1 protein-coding gene is annotated in these 535 nt (G+C 59.6%); it reads right to left on the bottom strand.

The window, feature by feature from the left end; all coding sequences use genetic code 11:
• Positions 1 to 535: amine dehydrogenase large subunit (locus PKE99_RS39465; protein WP_271215180.1), on the bottom strand; the 535-nt coding region annotated here is incomplete at both ends.

Raw genomic sequence — 535 nt, 5'->3', positions numbered from 1 at the left:
CAGCAGCCGGGGGTCGGCACCTCGACCAGATCCTTCCCCGCCGCCAGATCGACCACGTTGATCGAGGTCGCGGGCGTGGCATTCTGGACCAGCATGTATTTGCCATCCGCCGAAAGGTTCAGTGCGCCCTTCTGGCTAAGCGTCTGAGCCATCTTGCCGGACACCGTGAACTCGCGCCGCAGGAGCAGGGTTTGCGGGTCGTATTCCTCGATCACCGCCTCGATGGGGCCGCGGGTATAGCGCTTCATGTAGACCGAGCCGGTATAGATCGACTTGCCATCCCCACTCATCAGCATCTGGCTGAAGGTGCCCGCGCCGATATTGCCTTCGAGCGACAGGTCATCGGCGTTCAGCACGAAGACCGAACTGGACCCCGAGATGCCCATATCCATCAGATAGATATGATTTCCCTCGGAAATCCGCGCTTCGACGGCAAGGGTTTCGGGCTGGATGTCTTTTTCCTGTGCAAGAACCTGACCGCCGGTGGCGGCCAGAACCGAAAGCGAAAGCAGAAGATGGTGTTTCATTTGGCGAC

Source organism: Pseudonocardia halophobica (assembly GCF_027922425.1).
In the GTDB taxonomy this organism is placed as follows: Bacteria; Actinomycetota; Actinomycetes; order Mycobacteriales; family Pseudonocardiaceae; genus Pseudonocardia; species Pseudonocardia halophobica.
This window is presented reverse-complemented; position numbering and strand designations above follow the sequence as displayed.